Origin of the sequence: Nocardiopsis baichengensis YIM 90130 (assembly GCF_000341205.1) — a bacterium.
In the GTDB taxonomy this organism is placed as follows: Bacteria; Actinomycetota; Actinomycetes; order Streptosporangiales; family Streptosporangiaceae; genus Nocardiopsis_A; species Nocardiopsis_A halophila.
This window is the reverse complement of record NZ_ANAS01000014.1, coordinates 109,913-130,259: the sequence shown is the minus strand read 5'-3', so window position 1 is coordinate 130,259 and position 20,347 is coordinate 109,913. Positions and strand designations below refer to the sequence as shown.

The window sequence follows — 20,347 nt, the reverse complement described above, 5'->3', positions numbered from 1 at the left end:
AGCAACAATCCCTCTCGCTGGCCGCTTGACATAGAAGCGTCAACGGGCAAGAAGGAGGGGGCGGGGCCGCCGATCAGGCTGCAGCGGTCGCGCCGCTCACAAGGACGCGGCCGAAAGCTCCACCACTCCAGCGCACACGACCGGCGCCCCGCTTACTGCTGCTTCCCGACTGCCGGGTTTTCGCCGCTCGAGCGGAGGCGGCGGCGACGGCGATGGCCGGGCGGCAGGTGCCCGGGGCGTCCGGATGGCTTGGGAACGCATCGGTCCTTATCTGCGCCCCGCCCTGGAACAGGCACCCCTCCGCTGTTCCAGAACACCCTGGAACGGGCACCCCTCCCCGACTCCAGTACCCCTGAAAAAAGAAGGGGGGTCTTGCCTCAAAGGCGCCTTTCCACTGAAAGCGATCAGCCTTCCAGAGCGCCTTTGCCGGGCAATAGTTCAACACCCTCCGTTCATGATCAACATGTATCTCGACCTGGGAGAACCGTGCTTCCGTGAATTTCTTCGGGGAATCTTCTGCCGAGGCCCCAAAAATGGTGGCGGGTGGTTCATAATGGGTGTATGGCAGATCAGCGGCACCCCGGTATCCCGGCGGGTTCGCGCGCGGCGCGGATCCGGGCCGGGATCGGCGGTGTGCTCGCCGAGGCCGACGGAGCCGTTTCGGAGGACCCGGCCCCGGGTGCGGGGCGGGTGCTGTGCGAGCTGGCCGGGGTGCTGGCCGCCGGGCAGCAGGCTTTGGACCTGGCCCTGGCGCGGCTGGCCGCCCGCATCGGTGAGACCGGGGCCCTTGCGGGCTCGGGCCGCTCCACGGTCGCCGGGCTCCTCCGTGGGCACGGCCGCTCCACCTCCCAGGCCAACGCCGTCGCCACCGTGGCCGACCACATGGACCACTACCCCGGGGCCGTGAAGGCCGCCGAGGCGGGGCGGGTGTCCTTCGGCCAGCTCGCTCTGGTGGTGGAGCTGTCGGAGAGGGCGGTGGCCGGGCGCTGCACCCGCCGCCACCCCGACCCTGCCGACTACCGGACCAGGGCCGAGGACATCATGGTCCAGGCCGCCGCCGGCGGGGCCGGCGACCGCATGCTGCGGCGCATCGGCAGGGAGCTGCCCCAGCGCATCAGCCCCCAAGAGCACGAGGAGCACAACCGCCGCGCCTACGGGGCGCGGGAGGCGCGCTTCAGCGAAAACGCCTTCGGGTTCGCCCTGCACGTCCAGGGCGATGCGGCCTCTGCCGAGATCATCCGCACCGCCGTCGAGGCCCACACCGCCCCGCCGGATGAGCGCACTCCTGGCCAGCGGCGCTTCGATGCGCTGGTGCAGCTGTGCGAGAACCGGCTGGCGGCCGAGGGCCTTGAGGTGCCGGTGCCGCAGGAGGGCTCGGACGCCGCGGCGGCCCTGGCCGCGCCCCGCGTAGAGCAGGGCACCCGGCGGCGGGGGGTCTTGCGGCCGCAGGTGAGCGTGGTGGTGCCGCTGGAGGCCCTCCTCGGCGCGGAGGGGGCGGCCCCGGCGACCACGGACCGGGGGCGCCTGCTGCCGCCCTCGGCGGTTCGGGCCCTGGCTTCGGACTCCATCGTGCGGCGGCTGGTCACCGACCCCGTCGAGGGCGTGGTCGACATCGGCCGGGCCCGACGCACCTTCCCCACCCGCATCCGCCAGGCCCTGGTGGCCACCGCCCCCACCTGCCAGTGGGAGGAGGGGTGCTCGGTTCCGGCCCGATGGTGCCAGGGCGACCACCGCACCGAGTGGTGGGAGGGCGGCACCACCGCCCTGGGCAACGCACAGCTCCTCTGCGGGCGGCACAACCGCGAGAAGCACATGCGCCGCCTCCAGGCCCACTACCGGGCCCGCCGCCACCAGACCCGCACCGGCAAGCGGGAGTCGGGCGGGGACGACGAGGACGGTTCCCTCCCCAAGGCGTCCTGAGTCACCGAAGGCGGCCACCGCCGACCGGACCGCGCCAGGGCTCACAGTTCCCGCAGGACCTCTTCGGCGGCGCGGCGGCCGCTGGTCAGGGCGCCGTTCAGGGTGCCGCTGAAAGGGAACTCCGCCGTCTCGGTGCCCGCCCAGTGGAGCGGGCCGACCGGCGTGCGCAGCTGCGGTCCGAACTCGGTGAGCAGGCCGGGGAAGGCCGGCGACTGGTACGCCCGGCTGTAGGGGTCGGCCTGGGCTCCGGCCTGGACCACGGCCAGCGGCTCGGCGGCCAGCGGCCCCAGCGCCCGCCCCAGGTTGTCCAGGAGCATCGCGCGGTGCCGGGCCGGGGAGTCGGTGACCGCCAGGTCCGCGCCGAGCGGGTCGCCCTCGCCGAAGGTGTAGGTGTGCGCGATCAGCCGCCCGCGGTCGGAGTCGTCCGGGCTGTCGTCGAAGACGAAGGCGGGGATCCCGGACTCGAAGTGCACCTGCCCGGAGAGCCCCACGTTCCTCCAGAACGGCCGCTGGTAGACGAGCTCGGTGCGGATGACGTCGGCCTGCGGCCACTGCCGCTGCAGGCGGCGCCGGCTCGGCGGCAGCGGGTCGATCCCGATCCGCCCGGCATCGGTCGGGCACAGCGCCAGGACCACCCGGCGCGCGCCGATCGCGCCCCAGGAGCCGTGCACCCGGGCACCGTCCGCGCCGTGCTCGATCCGTTCCACGTGGCGGCCGGTCCGGATGCGCCCTGAGCAGCGGTCGGTCAGGGCGTCGACCAGGGCCTGGGCGTCCAGCCGGCGGACGGCCGCGTCGTCGATCGGCCAGGGGCCGATGTGCGCCAGCAGCCACAGCAGGCTGATCCGGTCGGCGGGCAGCCCCGCCTCGGCGATCAGCTGCTCCTCGATGAAGGTGAGCGACTCGGGGTCGAAGGTGTGGGAGCCCAGCCACCCGCGCACCGACTGCGCGTCCAGCTCCTCGGCCTGCTCCGACCGCCACGGCTCGGCGAAATCGATCCCCTTGGCCAGCCGGGACAGCCGGGACAGGATCCACTCGTCGCGCACGCGGGTCCACCAGGAGGCGGCGCGCGGGACGTTCTCCTCGCTCGCCCAGATCTCGCCGTCCTCGTCCATCCGCAGGTCGTCCAGGGCGGTGTCGCACTCCACCTCGCCGAGTTCGACCCCCAGATCCCCGGCGAGCCCCGTCAGCGCGGCGTCATGGGTGCTCGTGAAGAAGGATCCGGGCGAGACCGCGTCCACCCCGGGGTCGGGCAGCAGCGCCCGCCCTCCCGGGGCGTCCCGCCCGTCGAGCAGGACGACCGATTCGACCCCGGCCTCCTCCAGCCGCCGCGCGGCGGCCATCCCCGACAGCCCCGCCCCCACGATCACGACGTCGGCCTGCTCCATCGCCGCCTGCCCTCCGGCCACCGCCTGTCCCACCTTTCCCAGCCCCCGGACCGCACGCCGGAAGGCCATCCGGCCCCGGCGTCGGTCGACCGTGCCGCCACTCTATGGGCGGGACCGCGGCCGCAGGTGGCACCCTTACGGGAGGAGGCCGTACCTCCGGGCCGTGCTCACGGCCTCCAGGCGGGTGTGCGCTCCCAGGCGGCGCATGGCCGAGCGGAGGTAGGCCTTGACCGTCTCCGGCCGCAGGCCCAGGCGGGCGGCGGTGTCGGCATTGGTGCCGCCCTCGGCCACGCACCCCAGGACCTCGACCTCCCTGGGGGCCAGGCGTGGGGCGTCCGGGCGGGTGCGGGCCCGGGCCGCGGCGTCCATGCGGGCGCACACCTCCAGCAGCCGTCCGCGCAGCGCCCCGTCCTCCACGTCGGCCGCCAGCGACCGCAGTTCGGCGTTGAGCGCCCGCACCTCGGACCAGCGCGGCGAGGCCGGGCCGGGCTCCTCTGCGGCGGCCTGCGCGCGCCGGGCCTCGGCCTCGCGGCGGCGCGCCTCGTCCCGCACGGCGATGCGCTGGCCCGCCTCCCGCGCGGCCGCCTCGAAGGCGGCCACCGTCCGGTCCCCCAGGGTCAGCGACCGGCGCAGCCCGCCGAGAAGCACCCCGCGTTCGCGCCCGCCCACCACGATGGGGGTCGCCACCAGCGCCTTGAGCCCCTCGGCCCGCACGGCCTCGTCGTACTCGTGGCTGATCTGCTCGGCCTCCAGGTAGTCGGGCACCCACAGCGGCCGCCGCATCGACACCGCCTTGCCGCCCAGGCCGCGCCCCTGGAGCACGACCAGGCCGCGGATGGCCTCGGTGCCCACCCCGAAGAGCTCGGTGTAGTGCACCCGGCCGGTGGCGCGCACCGCGCCGCCGAAGACCACCGGCAGCCCGCTGGCCCGGCGCAGGCCGGGCAGGGCGGAGCCGATCTCGGTGGTGGCGTCGCGGTCGGTGTGGGACCTCATGGCGCGCTCCAAGGGGTCTCCCCGCCCCGGGGATGGTCGAGAGGCGGGTCACATGCAACACGATCGCCCGCCGGTGCGCAAAGGGCCCCGGGCCTACCCCCGTTCGGGGGTACTGAGACCCGCCTCACATGGCGCACGATCGTGGTGCGGCGAACGTGTCCAAGGAGGCCCCATGTCGAAGTCCTACGCCTGCGGTCCCTCGCAGACCCCCCTGCTGGGCGACACCGTCGGGGAGAGCCTCGACCGCGCCGTGGCCGCCCACCCGGACCGGGAGGCGGTGGTGGACGTCGCCGCCGGGCTGCGGTGGACCTACGCCGAGTTCGGCGCCGAGGTCGACCGGGCGGCGCGCGCCCTGATGGCCGCCGGGGTCGCCAAGGGCGAGCGGGTGGGCATCTGGTCGCCCAACCGGGCCGAGTGGACGCTGGTGCAGTACGCCACGGCCCGGATCGGCGCCGTGCTGGTCAACATCAACCCCGCCTACCGCGCCTCGGAGCTGGAGTACGTGCTCGGGCAGGCCGGGATCCGGATGCTCATCGCCGCCCAGGAGCACAAGGGCAGCGACTACCGGCGGATGGCCGAGCAGGCGCGGGCCGCGGCGCCGGCGCTGCGCGAGACGGTCTTCTTCGACGACGCCTCCTGGGACCGGCTGCTCGCCGGGGCCGAGCGGGTGAGCGGCGCCGAGCTGGCCGAGCGGTCCGCGCTGCTGTCGGCCGACGACCCGATCAACATCCAGTACACCTCCGGGACGACGGGCTTCCCCAAGGGCGCGACGCTGTCCCACCACAACATCGTCAACAACGGCTTCTTCGTCGGCGAGCTGCTCGGCTACACCGAGCAGGACCGGATCTGCCTGCCGGTGCCCTTCTACCACTGCTTCGGCATGGTGATGGGCAACCTGGCGGCGACCACCCACGGGGCCTGCACCGTCATCCCGTCCCCGGCCTTCGACCCGGCCGCGGCCCTGGCCGCGGTCGCGGCCGAGCGCGCCACCTCGCTCTACGGGGTGCCGACCATGTTCGTCGCCGAGCTGGGGCTGGCCGACTTCGCCTCCTACGACCTGTCGAGCCTGCGCACCGGCATCATGGCCGGCTCGCCGTGCCCGGTGGAGATCATGAAGCGGGTGGTCGCGGAGATGCACATGTCCCAGGTGGCGATCTGCTACGGGATGACCGAGACCTCGCCGGTGTCCACCCAGACGCGGGTCGACGACGACCTGGAGCGGCGCACCGCCACCGTGGGCCGGGTGATGCCGCACGTGGAGGTCAAGGTGGTGGACCCGGCCACCGGGACCGTGGTGCCGCGCGGCGAGGCCGGGGAGCTGTGCACCCGCGGCTACTCGGTGATGCTGGGCTACTGGGACGAGCCCGAGCGCACCGCCGAGGTGATCGACGCGGCCCGCTGGATGCACACCGGCGACCTGGCGGTGATGCGCGAGGACGGCTACGTCTCCATCGTCGGGCGGATCAAGGACATGGTGATCCGCGGCGGGGAGAACGTCTACCCGCGGGAGGTCGAGGAGTTCCTGCACACCCACCCCAAGGTGGCCGATGTGCAGGTGGTGGGCGTGCCCGACGCCACGTACGGCGAGGAGCTGCTGGCGTGCGTGCTGCCGGCCGACCCCGCCGACCCGCCCTCGCGCGAAGAGCTCGCCGCCTTCTGCGAGGGGCGGCTGGCCCACTACAAGATCCCGCGCCATGTGCGGGCCGTGGAGTCCTTCCCCATGACCGTCAGCGGCAAAGTCCGCAAGGTCGAGCTCCGCGCGTGGGCGGCCCGGGAGCTGGGGCTCGCCTGACCGGCCGGGGCGCGGCCGCCCCCGGTTCCGCACGGGGGCGGGGCGGCCGCGCCCGGGCTCACACCCGGTCCACGAACCCGCCGTCGACCACCAGGTTGGCGCCGGTGGTGAAGGAGGACGCCGGAGCGGCCAGGAAGGCCACCGCGCGCGCCACCTCCTCGGGCCGCCCCAGGCGCCCGGCGGGGATGGAGGAGCGGATCGACTCGTAGAAGTCGGGGGTGCGCTCCTTGCGCCGGTCCCAGCTGCCGCCCGGGAACTCGACGGGCCCCGGGGAGACCGTGTTGACCCGGATGCCCTCGGCGGGCAGCGTGCGCGCGAGCGCGGCCGCGTGGTGGTTGAGCGCCGCCTTGAGGGCGCCGTAGGCGTTGGGCCCCGAGGGCGGACCGGCGTGCAGGGCCGAGGTGGTGGAGACCAGCACGATCGACCCGCCGCGCTCGGAGGCGGCCAGGTGGGGCCGGGCGTGCTCGGCCATGGTCACGAACGGCATGACGTCGGTGGCGAAGCCGGCCTGCCAGTCGGCCGACCCGCCCGCCGACACGTTGGACACCAGCACGTCGATCCCGCCGAGCTCGGCGGCCGCCCGGTCCAGGAAGGCGCGCAGGGCGTCGGCGTCGGTCACGTCCAGGGCCTGGTCGACCACGGTGGCGCCGGTGGCGCGCAGCTCGTCGGCCGCCTCGGCCAGGGGCCCGGCCGAGCGCGCGCACACCGCCAGGTCGGCGCCCTCCCCGGCGAGGACGTCGGCGATGGCGCGGCCGATGCCCCGGCTGGCGCCGGTCACCACGGCACGGGCGCCCTTGAGTCCCAGATCCATCTGTCCCCCTCCCTCGAACGCGCGGTGGGCGCCCCTCGGGCGAGGGGCGCCCACCGCGCGCACATCGTCATCGTCTCCAGGCTAGTGCGGGCCGTCAGGCGCCGGTGGAGTGGAACCCGCCGTCGACGTGCACGATCTCGCCGGTGGTGGCGGGGAACCAGTCCGAGAGCAGGCCCACCACGGCGCGGGCGGCCGGCTCGGGGTCGGAGGTGTCCCAGCCCAGCGGGGCGCGCTCGGGCCAGTGCGAGGCGAGCTCGTCGAAGCCGGGGATGCTGCGCGCGGCCATGGTGCGCAGCGGACCGGCCGAGACCAGGTTCACCCGCACCCTGTGCTCGCCCAGGTAGCGGGCCAGGTAGCGGGCGGTGGAGGTGAGCGCCGACTTGGCCACGCCCATCCAGTCGTAGATGGGGTAGGACACGCTGTTGTCGAAGTCCATGGCGACCACGGAGCCGCCGTCCTTCATCAGCGGCAGCACCGCGGTGGTGAGCGCCTTGAGGGAGAAGGCGGAGGTGTGCATGGCGGCGGCCACGTCCTCCCAGGCGGTGTTGAGGAAGTTGCCGCCCAGCCCGCCCTGGGGGGTGAAGCCGATGGCGTGCACGACGCCGTCGATGCCGTCCACGTGCTCGCGCACCCGGTCGGCGAGGCTGGCCAGGTGGTCCTCGTCGGTGACGTCGAGCTCCAGCACCGGCGGCGCGTCGGGCAGGCGCTGGGCGATGCGCTCGACCAGGCTCAGCCGGCCGTAGCCGGTGAGCACGACGGTGGCACCCTGCTCCTGGCACAGGCGGGCGACGTGGTAGGCGATCGAGGAGTCGGTGATCACCCCGGTGACCAGGATGCGCTTGCCTTCGAGAATTCCCATGAGTGTCCTTGTCAGCTGTTCGTGCGTGGGGCCGGGGGCGCCCGGTGGGCCCGTGTCAGTGGCCCATGCCCAGTCCGCCGTCGACCGGGACGACCGCGCCGGTGATGTAGGCGGCGTCCTCGGAGGCCAGGAAGCGGACCGTCTTGGCGATCTCCTCGGTGGTGCCGTAGCGGCCCAGCGGGACGTTCTTCTTGATCTCGGCCTGGCGGTCCTCGGGCAGGGCGGCCGTCATGTCGGTCTCGATGAAGCCGGGGGCGACCACGTTGACCGTGATGTTGCGCGAGCCGAGCTCGCGGGCCAGCGACCGGCCGAAGCCGATGAGCCCGGCCTTGGAGGCGGCGTAGTTGGCCTGCCCGCCCGAGCCGAGCATGCCCACGACCGAGGAGATGAGGACGATCCGGCCGGTGCGCTTGCGCATCATGCCGCGCACGGCGCGCTTGGCGACCCGGAAGGTGCCGGTCAGGTTGGTCTCCAGGACCGAGGAGAAGTCGTCCTCGCTCATCAGGGCGAGCAGCTGGTCCTTGGTGATGCCGGCGTTGGCCACCAGCACCTCGACCGGTCCCTGCTCCTCTTCGACGCGCTTGAACGCCGCGTCGACCCGGGCGGTGTCGGTGATGTCGCAGGGGACGCCGAGCAGCCCTTCCGGCGGCTCGCCGGACCGGTAGGTCACGGCGACGTCGTCCCCGGCGGCGGCGAGCTCACGGGCGATGGCCAGGCCGATCCCCCGGCTGCCGCCGGTGACCAGTGCCGAGCGGGACATGAATGGGCACCTCCGTACGCGCTGATGAGCGCGGTAAGACCATGTCAGAACGGACAGCAGCGTATCGAGCTACCGACCGGTATATGAACCGCGGCCCGGTCGGGGCCCGACGCGGGCCGGGACCTGGCCGCCCGGTCGCGTCACCGCAGCGGAGGGCGGGTATGGAGGGACTGGCGCGCGCACCGGTGCCGGCCACCGGGCGGCGCAGGGAGCTCCCCGGGGAGGACCACCATGACGACCGTCACCACCGCCACCCCCGTCGACTTCGACCGCTACGGCGACTACGGAACCTCCATGACCAGGCCCAAGGGCGCGGCCTTCGAGCGCCCTGCCTACCGCTTCGGGGGCCGAATCGGCTCCGAGCGCTTCCCCGCCGAGGCCGGGCGCTACCGGCTGTACGTCTCCTACGCCTGCCCCTGGGCGCACCGCGCGCTCATCGTGCGGGCGCTCAAGGGGCTGGAGGAGGCGGTTTCGGTCGCGGTCGTCGACCCGATCCGGGACGGCCGCGGGTGGGCGTTCCGCGAGGGGCCGGGGCACGGCCCCGACGAGGTGGGCCACATCGCCCTGCTGCGCGAGCTGTACGAGTGGACCGAGCCGGGGTACGAGGGCCACGTGTCGGTGCCGGTGCTGTGGGACACCGACACCCGGCGCATCGTCTCCAACCGGTTCGAGGACATCCCCCTGGACCTGAACGCGTGCTTCAACGCCTGGGCGCGCGACCGTGTCGAGCTGTACCCGGCGCACCTGCGCGAGGAGATCGACGCGCTCAACCGCCACCTGTACACCGCGGTGAACAACGGGGTGTACCGGTGCGGCTTCGCGCCCTCCCAGAAGGCCTACGACGAGGCGGCGGCCGACCTGTTCGAGGCGCTCGACGGCCTGGAGGAGCGGCTGGCGCACCGCCGCTACCTGGCCGGCGACCGGATCACCATCGCCGATGTGCGGCTGTGGCCCACCCTGGCCCGCTTCGACACCGTCTACGGCACCCATTTCAAGTGCAACCTGCGGCGGCTGCAGGACCACCCGAACCTGTGGGCCTATGCCCGCGACCTGTACGCGGTGCCGGCGTTCGCCTCCACCACCGATTTCGACCACATCCGGCGGCACTACTACATCACCCATGGGGCGCTGAACCCGAAGCGGATCGTGCCGGCCGGGCCGCGGCCCGACTTCGCCGCCCCGCACGGCCGCGACCGCCTGGGCGGCGCGGACGCGGGGGCCGGCGCGGGCGGGGTGCGGGTGGTCAGTCCGCGGCCAGGCGCTTGAGCCCGGCGCCGACCAGGCCGGGGACGGCCTCGCCGATGGTGGCGAAGTCCCCTCCGACGGTCTTGCCCTGGGTGTAGCGGTAGTGGATGCCCTCCAGGATCACCGCCAGCTTGAAGTAGGCGAAGGAGACGTACCAGTCGAAGTCCGACAGGTCGCGCCCGGAGCGGTCGGCGTAGCGGGCCACCAGCTCCTCGACGCCGGGGAAGCCCTCGGCGCCGGCGGCGTCGGCCACACCGGGGATCTCGGCCAGCTCGGCCCCGCTGTAGACGGCGATCAGGGCCAGGTCGGTCAGCGGGTCGCCGAGGGTGGACATCTCCCAGTCGAGCACGGCGGTGATCCGGTCGGCGCCGCCCTCGGGGGCGACCAGGACGTTGTCCAGCCGGTAGTCGCCGTGCACCACGGTGGGGGCGGGCGAGGCGGGGATGCGCCCGGCCAGGCCCTGGCGCAGCTCGTCGACGCCGGGCAGGTCGCGGCTGCGGGAGGCGTCCAGCTGCTTGCCCCAGCGGCGCACCTGGCGCTCCAGGAAGCCCTCCGGGCGGCCGAAGTCCGCCAGGCCCACCGCTTCCGGGTCCACCGCGTGCAGGTCCACCAGGGTGTCGACCAGCTGCAGCACGACCGCCCGGGTGCGGTCGGGTCCGAGGGCGGACAGCTGCTCGGCGGTGCGGTAGGGGGTGCCCTCGACGTACTCCATGACGTAGAACGGCGCGCCGAGGACGTCGGTGTCGGTGCACAGCAGCTCGGTGCGCGGGACCGGCACGGGGGTGGGGGCCAGGGCGCTGACCACGCGGTGCTCGCGCGCCATGTCGTGGGCGGTGGGCAGGACGTGGCCCAGCGGGGGGCGGCGCACCACGAAGCGGCGGGCGCCGTCGGTCACCTCGTAGGTGAGGTTGGAGCGGCCCCCGGCGATGAGCCGGGCGGTCAGCGGCCCGGCGGCCAGTCCCGGGCGCTCGGCGTCCAGGTGGGCGCGGAGGCGTTCGGGGTCGAGTCCTGGTGGGGGCGTGCCGCGGTCGTCCACGCGTGCTCCTCGCTCGGGGGTGGGCGGTCGGCGAACCAACATACCACTTGGTCTGTGATCGCCGCCGCCCCCTCCGCCCCGTGCGCCCCGACCCGCCGGAAGGAGGATTGCGTTCGGGGCTCGGATCGTGAAGGTTTCCTTCTATCCCCCTTGCACGGGGAGACCCGAGGGCGCGCCCCGCCGCCCGGCGGGCGCCGGGAGCGCGGGCGCGGCGCACGGCGTCACACGCGGCGTGTGGTCAATTGACTACACTCTGCACATAACGTTGAGCGGAAGGAGCCCCCTTGGCCCGCCCCGACCGGACCGAGCGCCCGTCGCCCCGCGACACGGCCGCGGTCCCCCTCCCCCGAATCCCCCGAACCGCCGCCCTGTGCGGCACCCTCGCCGCCCTCCTGGCCGCCCCGCTCCTGGCCGCGCCGTCGGCGTCGGCGTCGGCCTCCCCCGGCCCGCCCGAGGGCGGGTGCCCGACGGCGGCCGACGCACCGCCCAAGCGCCAGATGCGCGCCGAATGGATCGCCAGCGTGGTCAACATCGACTGGCCCAGCGAGCCCGGGCTCAGCCCGGACGAGCAGCGCCGGGAGCTGGACGCGCTCTACGACCAGGCGCAGGCCGACGGCCTCAACGCGGTGTTCGTGCAGATCCGGCCCACCGCCGACGCCTTCTGGCCCTCCCCGCACGAGCCGTGGTCCGAATGGCTCACCGGGGAGCAGGGCCGCGACCCCGGATACGACCCGCTGGCCTACGCCGTCGAGGAGGCGCACGAGCGCAACCTGGAGTTCCACGGCTGGTTCAACCCCTACCGGGTGGCCATGCACGACGACCCCGGGCGGCTGACCGGGGACCACCCGGCGCGGGAGAACCCCGACTGGGTCTTCTCCTACGGCGGACGGCTCTACTACGACCCGGGCGTGCCCGAGGTCCGCGAGTTCGTGGTCGAGGCGATGATGGACGCCGTCGAGAACTACGACCTGGACGGCGTGCACTTCGACGACTACTTCTACCCCTACCCCTCCGGCGGGCAGGAGCTCCCCGACACCGACACCTTCGCCGAGCACGGGCGCGGCTTCGACGACATCGAGGACTGGCGGCGGGACAACGTCGACCTGCTGGTCAAGGAGATGGACCAGGCCGTGCACGCGGCCAAGCCGCACGTGAAGTTCGGCATCAGCCCGTTCGGGATCTGGCGGAACGCCTCCAGCGACCCCGAGGGCTCGGACACCTCCGGGTTCGAGTCCTACAGCGGCATCTACGCCGACAGCCGGCGGTGGGTGCGCGAAGGGTGGGTGGACTATATCAACCCGCAGGTGTACTGGGAGATCGGGCTGTCGGTGGCCGACTACGCGGTGCTGGTGCCGTGGTGGGCCGAGACGGTCGAGGGCACCGGCGTGCACCTGTACATCGGGCAGGCCGCCTACAAGGCGGGCAACGACGGCGCGTGGTCCGACCCGCAGGAGCTCTCGCGGCACCTGGACCTCAACCGGGAGCACCCCGAGGTGCTGGGCGACGTGTACTTCAGCGCGACGTCGTTGCAGACCAACGCGCGCGCGGCGATGGACCGGGTGGTCGAGGACCACTACGGGAGCCCGGCGCTGGTGCCCGTCAAGGAGGACCTGGGCGGACGCGCGCCATGGCGGCCGCGCGTGGTGGACGCGGAGCCCGGCGAGGACGGCACCGAGCTGACGATCCGACCGCACTGGCACTCCTCGCCGACCTACTACGCCGTGTACGGGTTCGACGGGAAGCCGAACCCGCACGACCGGTGGTGCGGCCTTAAGGACCCGAGGAACATGATCGGCACCGTGCGGGCGTCGGACGAGGGAGAGACGGTGTTCACCGCCCCGGACGACGACGGCGGCCGGACCTACTACGTGACGGCGCTGGACCGCCTGCACCACGAGAGCCGCGCGGCCATGCGCTACGTGCCCTGAGCGGGTGACGCATCTCCCTCGGGCCCGGGTTCAGGCCCGGGCGCGAGGGGCCGCAGTGAGGCATCCCACGAAAGAGACCGACCGGTAACAGTCCAACCGGTCTATTGTGTGCACAAGCCTTCCCAGGCCCACCAGCCCGACGGACCTGCCGTCCGTGCAGCCCCGACAGAAAGGCCGAGCCGTGGCCGTGCGTACCCGCGGCGGTCGGGCCAAGCCGACCGCGACCACGCCCGACACAGCGCTGATCGCCGCCGCCTCCCCCGACAACCCGGTCCCGCAGCGCCTCCTCGCGGTGGCCACCCGCCTCTTCGCCGACAAGGGGTTCGACCGCACCTCGGTGCAGGAGATCGTGGAGACCGCCCGGGTCACCAAGGGCGCCATGTACCACTACTTCGATTCCAAGGACGACCTTCTGGCGGAGGTCTACGCCCGGGTGCTGCGGATGCAGATGGAGCGCCTGGAGGCGATCGCCGCCGAGGGCGGGCCCGTGACCGAGCGCGTGCGCCGGGCGGCGGCGGACGTCGTGGTGACCACCATCGCCAACCTGGACGACGCGACCATCTTCTTCCGGTCCCTGCACCAGCTCAGCGAGGGCAAGCAGCGCGAGGTGCGGGCCCAGCGCCGCACCTACCACGAGCTGTTCCGCTCGCTGCTCACCGAGGGCCAGCGCGAGGGGGTGTTCACCGACCGGGTGCCCGCCGACATCGTGGTCGACTTCTACTTCGGCTCGGTGCACCACCTGAGCACCTGGTACCACCCTGAAGGCGAACTCGCCCCGACAGAGATCGGCGAGCACTACGCCGACCTCCTGCTGAGCGCCCTGCGCCCGGACGGCCCCGGACCGGCGGCGGTCCAGAACGGCCTCCCCCGCCCGTGACCGAAGGGGGGCGGGCGAACCGGCCCGCCCCTGTACGACCATCCGCTCATGGGCGGTCGGAGCCCCCGTCGGCGCCGCGCCGCCGGGACCGTTCCTCCGCGCTCTGGGCGAGGCTCCACGGGGGCGCCGACCGAGTGCTGGTGTCGACAGGGCGCAGCCTGGGCTCCCGTTTTAGGAAATGGACTGCGTCCTTTCCTCGTGTTCACCCCGGACGAGGGCGACCGGCATGGTCCGCCCCTCCCGCGTCAATGAGTAGATTCGGCTTCGAAGCACACAAACGCCTCGGAGTCGACATGGCACATCCTCCCTATCCCCCACCACCCCCATATCCACCACACCTTCCCCGGGGCCCGGCACCGAAGAGCGGGCCCGCGATCGCAAGCCTGGTCCTCGGCTGCGTCAGCCTGGCCGGCTGCTTCATGCTCCTAGTAACGCCGTTCATCGGCCTCGTCCTCGGGACGATCGGTCTCCAGCAGACCCAGCGCCGCGAACGACAGGGCCCAGGCCTCGCGATCGCGGGCCTCGTGACCAATGGCATCGCGATCGCACTGGTCGGGCTCATGATGCTCGACGTGATCTTCGGCGAAGAGCCCACCGAGGTCGAGGCGACGTCCTCTCCGTCGCCGTCTCCTTCAGCTTCGGCCTCTCCGTCCCCCTCTCCGTCCCCCTCGCCGAGCGACACCGCTGACGATGAGGACGAAGAGAGGCAGGAAGAGGAGACTCCACCGGAGCCGGAGCCTGTACCCGAGACCGAGGACGACCAGCCTGGCACTGGCGGGGGCTCCGACCAGGACCGCGTCCAGGGCGTCCACCCGGGGGCGTACTGCGACGAGCACTGGCAGTACGGCTACACCGAGGACGGCACACTGATGCAGTGCACCACCACCGCCACCGATGACCGCTTCCGCTGGCGTTCGGCGTGAGCCCATACCATTCCGTCCTAAGAATCAAAAAATAGGGCCCGACCCACATCAGGTGCGATCCCACGCGTTCAGAGGGCCAGGCCACGCTGCCCGCCGACGCCGACACCATTGGGACGGCGCCTTCGTCCTGTTCCTGAAGGTTCACGACAGGGACGGACATCTCATTGCGCATTCCCGCTCGACCGCATTTGGCCGAGCCAGAAGCGGGCACCTCAGAACAGCGGGGACGCCCTGAGTAGGCCGTACGGTGGCGACGGGCCCACAGGGCCCACACCCTAGATATCGGGGGACGACATGCTTCGTCGACTTCTCGCCGCGGCCTTCACCGCCATCGTGTTGGGTGCGCCTGCCCACGCCGATCACTCCCACATCACCGGTGGGGACGACTGAGCGACCAACGACTTCCACGCCGGATGACACGAAAGCGCCCCGCCTTCCGTCTGTACGCGGGGGGCGGGGCGCGATCGTGTCCGAGACATCGGCTGTGTGGAGGAGTCGGCCCGGCTATCCGGCCGCTCCTGCCTCCTCTCTTGCTCGGCGGCCTCGGACCAGGAAGGCGACCGAGACCAAGGCGATCAGCCCGAGGGCGATCAGGTAGCCGAGCGAGGCCCCGTCGGGGGGGGTCGTCGGTGGCCATACCGGTCCTCCTCGGCTGGGGGATCCAACGGCACCGGGACGGTGCGGGCCGTCCCGGCACCTGGACCGACGATGGAACCGACCAGCCGGTACGTCAACGCCCCCTCCCCTCTTCGCGACCCGACCGTGACCTGAGCGAACGCCGGGACGGCCGCTCCGCACACCCGGGTGGAACCACACGAGAAGGCGAAGAAGAAGACTGCCAGAGTGGACGCCTCTTCCCCCTTCTCAGACAGCCGGTACTCACAGGGCGGCCCCTCTGACCATCCCCCTCATTTCACTCAGGGGCACCCTCGGCACCGCAGGTTTCCGTGAACTCCTGACATCACGGACACGTGTGTGCTTACATGGAACCCCGCTCCCGGCTTTACCTATAACCCTGACCGACAGCGCCAGACAGGGGAGCGTGTGACCTCCGAGGAAGACAAGCAGGGCATTGACTCTCGGGACGCCCGCCCTCGTGGAGGGCTGGTCTCTTTTCTCATGGAGCACAAGTGGTGGACCGCCATCGGCGCCATGGGAACGGTTCTCACCCTCATAGCCACCCTCTACGCCTGCACGAGACCGCCGAACGACCCGAACACGCTCCGGATTCAGAACGGAAACTGCAACGCGCAGGGCGGGTCCGGCAACTCAGTCTCCTGTGGGACTCCACAGAATCCCGCTCCCCAGTAGACTGCTCCGGCTAGATCGGCAGATCATGGACAAAATACACGGTGCAGCAGTGGCGATCATCGCAGCGTCCGCCCTCACCTCCTGTTCCGGCATCGAGACGACCGAAGGGGAGGCGGCGGAGGGAAGCGCCTCCCCTTCGACGGCTGGAACACCTCCCCGGCCCTCCCCGCCGTCCCCGCCTGCATCGGCCTCCGTCACCGGGGACTGCAACGCTCAGGGGAGCAACAACAACGTCCACTGCATCACGCAGCTGCCGACCGAGTTCGAGTCCCTCGCCGGAATCAGCCTCGACTGGATGGGGGACGGCGGAAGCGCGACCGTCCTTTTCGCCGGACCCCCCGAAGAGCTGCCGGACCCCCCGAGCTACGAGAACCCGTGGAACCACTGCGACGAGTGGGAAGAGTGGTTCGGAGAGCTCCCGGAGATCTACCGCTTCAATTCCGACACACTGGTGTCCGTCATTTCAGGCCAGCCGGACGTCGTTGCGATCAGGGATGTGCACGTGGAGGTGTTCTCACGAACGGAGCGCCCCGACGAGAGCACCGTCATCCAGTGCGCTTACGGCGCAGGCGGGGACCACGGCAACATAATATCGGTGGATCTTTCCACGGGCGACACCACATTGGAGATGCTCGACTCCGGAGATGTCTCCCCCATGCCGCCGGCCTCGCTTTCGTTGAGTGGAATGGACTACGAGTCCGCCTTGGTCGCGATCGACTCGACGAACGGGTACCTGTACGAGGGGATGATCACCATCGAAGCCGTGGTCAACGGCGAGGACCATACATTCCAGCACGGAAGTGAGGCGCAGCCGCTCCGCTGGGTCGGAGGAGGCCTCGACTCCATCGCCCAGAACGAGTACGGAGGGGTCCGCTACGACTGGGCGCCGGACGACGACGCCTGGGTGGACGATTTCGCCCCGATGGATCGCTAGAGGCCTCTGAGAAGAGGCCGACGGGCAGAGGACCCCTCCTGATCCCGGCGGCAGCGTCAGGGCGGAGCGTGCTCCCCTGTGCTCAGCACGCTTGGCGCCCACCGGATGTGCGGTGCTAGTACTGGGTGCTCAGCGCGAGACCCCCGCTCTCGCACCGCTCGTCCCGCTTCCTCTGAGGATCATGTCGCAGTCCCACCCCGCTCACCCCACGAACGGTCTGCTCACCCGGCCGCCGCTGGCGGACGGGGCGCCTGTGCCGCGCGTGGCCGAGGCCCCCGAGCCGGCCGCCCCCGACGAGGAGCCGCCGCCACCTGTGCGCCGGGCGTCCTCCGGGCGGCTGGCCGGGGTCGACCTCGCCCGCTGGATCGCCATCGCGGGCATGCTCGTCATCCACTTCGGCGCACCGTTCCTGGAGTTCGACTCGCCCGCCTCCAGCATCATCTTCAACTACGCCTGGGGCCGCTCCACGATCCTGTTCGCGTTCCTGGCCGGGGTCTCCCTCGCCCTGGTCTCCGGCGGTGCCCGCCCCCACCGGGGCCGCCCCGCCCGCACGACCGCCGGCCGCGTGGCGGTGCGCGGCCTGGCCCTGATGGCCATCGGCTGGTGCCTGCACCTGGTGGTCACCGCCGCCGGGTCCAACCTGACGGTGATCATCACCTTCTACGGCCTGTACTTCCTGCTGGCCGTCCCCTTCCTGCGGATGGGCGCCCGCTGGGCCGCCACCGCCGCCGTCCTCACCCTGGCCGCCGGTCCGCAGCTGCTCTTCCTGCTCCGCCGCTCCCGCGACACCGGCGGCGCCATGGCCTCCTTCACCGACGCCTGGAACGCCTGGGACCCCGCCCACCTGCTGGCCGGCCAGGGGATGCTGGAACTGGGCGTCTACGGCTACTACCCCGCGCTCGCCTGCATGGGCGCGGTGCTGGCCGGGCTCGCGGTGGGCCGCCTGGACCTGCGCTCACCGGTGGTGCGGCTGCGCATCGCCCTGGGCGGGGTGCTGCTGGCCGCCGTCGCCTACCGGGTGTCCTGGCACGCCTGGTACAACTACGGGCTCCTCAGCGCCCTCGGCCCGCGCGAGGAGGTCATCGGCTCCATCCCCACCGACGACGCCCGGTGGCTGCTGACGAGCATGCCGCACACCTCCACCACCATCGAGGTGGCCGGGGGCGTGGGCGTGGCCATGGGCGTGCTGGCCGGGTGCCTCCACATCGCCGAGCGCCTGCCCCGGCTGCTGGAGCCCCTCACCGCCACGGGCGCGATGGCGCTGACCGTGTACGCGCTGCACGCCCTGGCGATGTCCTGGCAGGCCTGGATCCCCGACGACTACGTGGGGCTGGCCGGCTGGACCGACGACAACATGACCGAGCTCTTCTCCATCGGTTCGATCATCGGCGCGTTCCTGTGGCGCCGCCTGGTGGGGCGGGGACCGCTGGAGGCCGGGGTGTCCGACCTGGGCAAGGCGCTCGCCCGCTCCCCGAACTGACCCCGAGGAGCGGGCCCCGGCGTGCTCCGCTCAAGCCCAGCCGGCGTCGTGGGCCAGGATCGCCGCCTGGACCCGGTTGGTCATCTCCAGCTTGGACAGGATCCGGCTGACGTGCGCCTTGACCGTCGCCTCGCGCATGCCCAGCTCCTTGCCGGCCTCGGCGTTGGACATCCCCCGGGCGATGGCCACCAGCACGTGGCGCTCGCGCTCGCTCAGCACCGACAGGCGCTTCTCGGCCTCGTTGGCGGCCGGCGCGGCGGGGGCGGAGAAGCGCTCCAGCATCCGCTTGGTCACGCTCGGCGCCAGCATCGCGTTGCCCTCGTACACCGTGCGCACCGCCCCGATCAGGTCGCGGGGCGGGGTGTCCTTGAGCAGGAAGCCCACGGCCCCCGCGCGCAGCGCCTGGTGCACGTACTCGTCCAGGTCGAAGGTGGTCAGCAGCACCACGCGGGGCGGGACGGGCAGCCGGGCCAGCTCGGCCGCCGCGCTCAGGCCGTCCACCCCGGGCATGCGGATGTCCAGCAGCATGACGTCGGGCCCGCTCTCGCGGGCGACGCGCACCGCCTCGGCGCCGTCCGAGGCCTCGCCGACCACCTCGATGTCGTCGGCCGCCTCCAGGATCATCTTCAGCCCCGAGCGGACCAGCTGCTCGTCGTCGACCAGCACCGTGCGGATCATCGGCCGCCTTCCCCGTCACTGCCTGCACCCCCGGGCACCGCGCCCCGGCGCGCTCCCCCTGCCACGCGCGACGCTAGCGCATGGCCGGGGCCGCGGCGGCCTCAGCCGCCCCCGGTCAGCGGCAGCACCGCCCGCACCTGCCAGCCCCCGTCCGGGAAGGGCCCAGCGGTCAGCGTCCCCTCGGCCAGCACGATCCGCTCGCGCAGCCCCGCCAGGCCGTACCCCCCGCCCATCGGCGGCTCGGGCGCGCCCGGCGCGCGCGTCGGCGGCGGTTCGTTGGACACCGCCACCTCCAGGTCGCGCTCCCCGTAGTCGACCCTGACCTGCACCCCGGCCCCGGGCGCGTGCCGGCCGGCGTTGGTCAGGGCCTCCTGCACGACCCGGAAGGCGGTCCGCTCGGCCTGGGCGGGCAGCGGCCGGGGACGGCCCCCCGTGACCAGCTCCACGCCCATGCCGGCCGAGCGCCACTCCCCCACCAGCCGGGCCAGGTCGGACAGGACCGGCTGAGGGGCGGTGGGCGCCTCCCCCGGCCCGTCGGTGGACTCGCGCAGCACGCCCAGGATCTCCCGCAGCTCCCCCAGCGCCTCGCGCCCGGTGGTCCGGATGAGCCCGGCCACCTCGGCGGTGCGCTCGTCGGGGGCGTTCACCTCCAGTCCGCCGGCCTGCAGCACCATCATGCTGACCCGGTGCGCCACCACGTCGTGCATCTCGCGGGCGATCCGGGTGCGCTCGGCGTTGATGGCCCGGTCGGCCATCAGGTACTGCTCGCGCTCCAGCCGCTCGGCGCGCTCGCGCAGGTTGCCGATGAGCTGGCGGCGGGTGCCCACCCACAGGCCCAGGGTGAGCGGCAGGGCGACGCCCATGACGAGGAAGAAGAACGTCATCGCGATGCGGTTCTGCGACACCAGGGAGGCGCCCGCGCCGGCCGCCACCATCAGCGCGCTCCACAGGGCGAGCCGCCGCCGGTCGGTGAACCAGGAGGCGTAGGTGTACAGGCCGAGCATGCCGGGCACGGGGTTGCCGAAGAGCGCCAGGAGCACCAGGGCCAGGCCCATCAGCCAGTTCGGGCGGGACCGGCGCACCAGCAGGGTGAGCGAGACCGCGGCGGGCAGAGCCAGGGCCAGGGCGCCCAGGACCGCGACTTCGAGCGGGGCGGGCATGTCCTGCACGAGCACGGACGTGGCCACGGGGCTGAGCAGGCCCCAGCCGGGTGCCAGGGTGAACAGCGCGTTCCAGGGGAAGGCGCACACGGCCAGGAACCAGTCGGCGAGCCGGTGGCGGCGCTCCCACCACCACTTCCACAGCCGGACCGGTCCGTCTCCGAACGCGGCGCGCAGGCGCCGCTCCTCGCCCTCCCCGTAGAACACACCCCGGAGTCTAAGGTGCCCGTACGGGTCGCGTTCGCCCTGGTGGGG

Annotated in this window: 16 protein-coding genes; 8 read left to right on the top strand and 8 right to left on the bottom strand. The window is 72.6% G+C overall.

The features are described 5' to 3' along the window. Positions 1–561 precede the first annotated feature (561 nt). Complete coding sequence (locus C892_RS0113805) at positions 562–1,920, top strand: HNH endonuclease signature motif containing protein (RefSeq protein WP_026124346.1); 1,359 nt, start codon at positions 562–564, stop codon at positions 1,918–1,920. 41 nt (positions 1,921–1,961) lie between these two features. Here C892_RS0113805 and C892_RS0113800 read toward each other — a convergent pair whose 3' ends face one another. Continuing rightward, on the bottom strand, positions 1,962–3,326 hold the full coding sequence (locus tag C892_RS0113800) for a flavin monoamine oxidase family protein (protein ID WP_239647391.1): 1,365 nt from the start codon (positions 3,324–3,326) through the stop codon (positions 1,962–1,964). A gap of 114 nt (positions 3,327–3,440) precedes the next feature. After that, positions 3,441–4,298, bottom strand: coding sequence for a helix-turn-helix domain-containing protein (locus C892_RS0113795; RefSeq protein ID WP_017557696.1), 858 nt, complete (start codon positions 4,296–4,298; stop codon positions 3,441–3,443). Positions 4,299–4,470: 172 nt separating this feature from the next. Here C892_RS0113795 and C892_RS0113790 point away from each other — a divergent pair, with 172 nt between their 5' ends. Next, positions 4,471–6,090, top strand: coding sequence for an AMP-binding protein (locus C892_RS0113790; RefSeq protein ID WP_017557695.1), 1,620 nt, complete (start codon positions 4,471–4,473; stop codon positions 6,088–6,090). 58 nt (positions 6,091–6,148) lie between these two features. Here C892_RS0113790 and C892_RS0113785 read toward each other — a convergent pair whose 3' ends face one another. From C892_RS0113785 to fabG, 3 genes are all read right to left on the bottom strand, one after another. After that, positions 6,149–6,901 (bottom strand): SDR family NAD(P)-dependent oxidoreductase, encoded by a 753-nt coding sequence (locus C892_RS0113785; RefSeq protein ID WP_017557694.1) that lies wholly within the window; start codon positions 6,899–6,901, stop codon positions 6,149–6,151. 94 nt (positions 6,902–6,995) lie between these two features. Next, positions 6,996–7,760, bottom strand: a complete 765-nt coding sequence (fabI, locus tag C892_RS0113780; protein ID WP_017557693.1) for an enoyl-ACP reductase FabI — start codon at positions 7,758–7,760, stop codon at positions 6,996–6,998. 55 nt (positions 7,761–7,815) lie between these two features. Then, positions 7,816–8,520, bottom strand: a complete 705-nt coding sequence (gene fabG / locus C892_RS0113775; protein WP_017541907.1) for a 3-oxoacyl-[acyl-carrier-protein] reductase — start codon at positions 8,518–8,520, stop codon at positions 7,816–7,818. Positions 8,521–8,751: 231 nt separating this feature from the next. On the opposite strand from fabG, the gene C892_RS0113770 reads away from it, so the two are divergent. Then, positions 8,752–9,786 carry a glutathione S-transferase family protein gene (locus tag C892_RS0113770; RefSeq protein WP_017557692.1) on the top strand — a complete coding sequence of 345 codons (1,035 nt, stop codon included), beginning with the start codon at positions 8,752–8,754 and terminating at the stop codon, positions 9,784–9,786. Here the strand turns inward: C892_RS0113770 and C892_RS0113765 are convergent. Continuing rightward, complete coding sequence (locus tag C892_RS0113765; protein WP_017557691.1) at positions 9,764–10,801, bottom strand: phosphotransferase family protein; 1,038 nt, start codon at positions 10,799–10,801, stop codon at positions 9,764–9,766. The two genes, C892_RS0113770 and C892_RS0113765, sit on opposite strands and share 23 nt — an antisense overlap. 284 nt (positions 10,802–11,085) lie before the next feature. Here C892_RS0113765 and C892_RS0113760 point away from each other — a divergent pair, with 284 nt between their 5' ends. The 5 genes from C892_RS0113760 to C892_RS28940 all read left to right on the top strand — a co-directional run bounded on the left by C892_RS0113760 (position 11,086) and on the right by C892_RS28940 (position 18,254). Continuing rightward, positions 11,086–12,729 carry a glycoside hydrolase family 10-like protein gene (locus tag C892_RS0113760; RefSeq protein WP_017557690.1) on the top strand — a complete coding sequence of 548 codons (1,644 nt, stop codon included), beginning with the start codon at positions 11,086–11,088 and terminating at the stop codon, positions 12,727–12,729. Positions 12,730–12,910: 181 nt separating this feature from the next. Next, entirely contained in the window at positions 12,911–13,606 is a 696-nt protein-coding gene (locus C892_RS0113755; RefSeq protein WP_017541902.1) for a TetR/AcrR family transcriptional regulator, read from the top strand. 248 nt (positions 13,607–13,854) lie between these two features. Then, positions 13,855–14,529 carry a DUF4190 domain-containing protein gene (locus tag C892_RS0113750; protein WP_083934372.1) on the top strand — a complete coding sequence of 225 codons (675 nt, stop codon included), beginning with the start codon at positions 13,855–13,857 and terminating at the stop codon, positions 14,527–14,529. Between the two features lie 1,360 nt (positions 14,530–15,889). Beyond that, positions 15,890–16,774, top strand: coding sequence for a hypothetical protein (locus C892_RS0113745; RefSeq protein WP_017557689.1), 885 nt, complete (start codon positions 15,890–15,892; stop codon positions 16,772–16,774). A gap of 181 nt (positions 16,775–16,955) precedes the next feature. After that, positions 16,956–18,254, top strand: a complete 1,299-nt coding sequence (locus C892_RS28940) for a heparan-alpha-glucosaminide N-acetyltransferase domain-containing protein (protein ID WP_017557688.1) — start codon at positions 16,956–16,958, stop codon at positions 18,252–18,254. 30 nt (positions 18,255–18,284) lie between these two features. On the opposite strand, the gene C892_RS0113735 is transcribed toward C892_RS28940, so the two are convergent. After that, positions 18,285–18,932 carry a response regulator gene (locus tag C892_RS0113735; protein WP_017557687.1) on the bottom strand — a complete coding sequence of 216 codons (648 nt, stop codon included), beginning with the start codon at positions 18,930–18,932 and terminating at the stop codon, positions 18,285–18,287. Between the two features lie 101 nt (positions 18,933–19,033). Beyond that, a complete protein-coding gene (locus C892_RS0113730; RefSeq protein ID WP_017557686.1) occupies positions 19,034–20,299 on the bottom strand; it encodes a sensor histidine kinase in 1,266 nt (421 codons plus the stop codon). Positions 20,300–20,347: the final 48 nt, after the last annotated feature.

Bases quoted from the DNA above. Each gene is read 5' to 3' on its own strand.
- C892_RS28940 (WP_017557688.1), top strand. From the start codon at position 16,956: ATGTCGCAGTCCCACCCCGCTCACCCCACGAACGGTCTGCTCACCCGG.
- C892_RS0113790 (WP_017557695.1), top strand. From the start codon at position 4,471: ATGTCGAAGTCCTACGCCTGCGGTCCCTCGCAGACCCCCCTGCTGGGC.
- C892_RS0113735 (WP_017557687.1), bottom strand. From the start codon at position 18,932: ATGATCCGCACGGTGCTGGTCGACGACGAGCAGCTGGTCCGCTCGGGG.
- C892_RS0113795 (WP_017557696.1), bottom strand. From the start codon at position 4,298: ATGAGGTCCCACACCGACCGCGACGCCACCACCGAGATCGGCTCCGCC.
- C892_RS0113785 (WP_017557694.1), bottom strand. From the start codon at position 6,901: ATGGATCTGGGACTCAAGGGCGCCCGTGCCGTGGTGACCGGCGCCAGC.
- fabI (WP_017557693.1), bottom strand. From the start codon at position 7,760: ATGGGAATTCTCGAAGGCAAGCGCATCCTGGTCACCGGGGTGATCACC.
- C892_RS0113805 (WP_026124346.1), top strand. From the start codon at position 562: ATGGCAGATCAGCGGCACCCCGGTATCCCGGCGGGTTCGCGCGCGGCG.
- fabG (WP_017541907.1), bottom strand. From the start codon at position 8,520: ATGTCCCGCTCGGCACTGGTCACCGGCGGCAGCCGGGGGATCGGCCTG.
- C892_RS0113750 (WP_083934372.1), top strand. From the start codon at position 13,855: ATGAGTAGATTCGGCTTCGAAGCACACAAACGCCTCGGAGTCGACATG.
- C892_RS0113770 (WP_017557692.1), top strand. From the start codon at position 8,752: ATGACGACCGTCACCACCGCCACCCCCGTCGACTTCGACCGCTACGGC.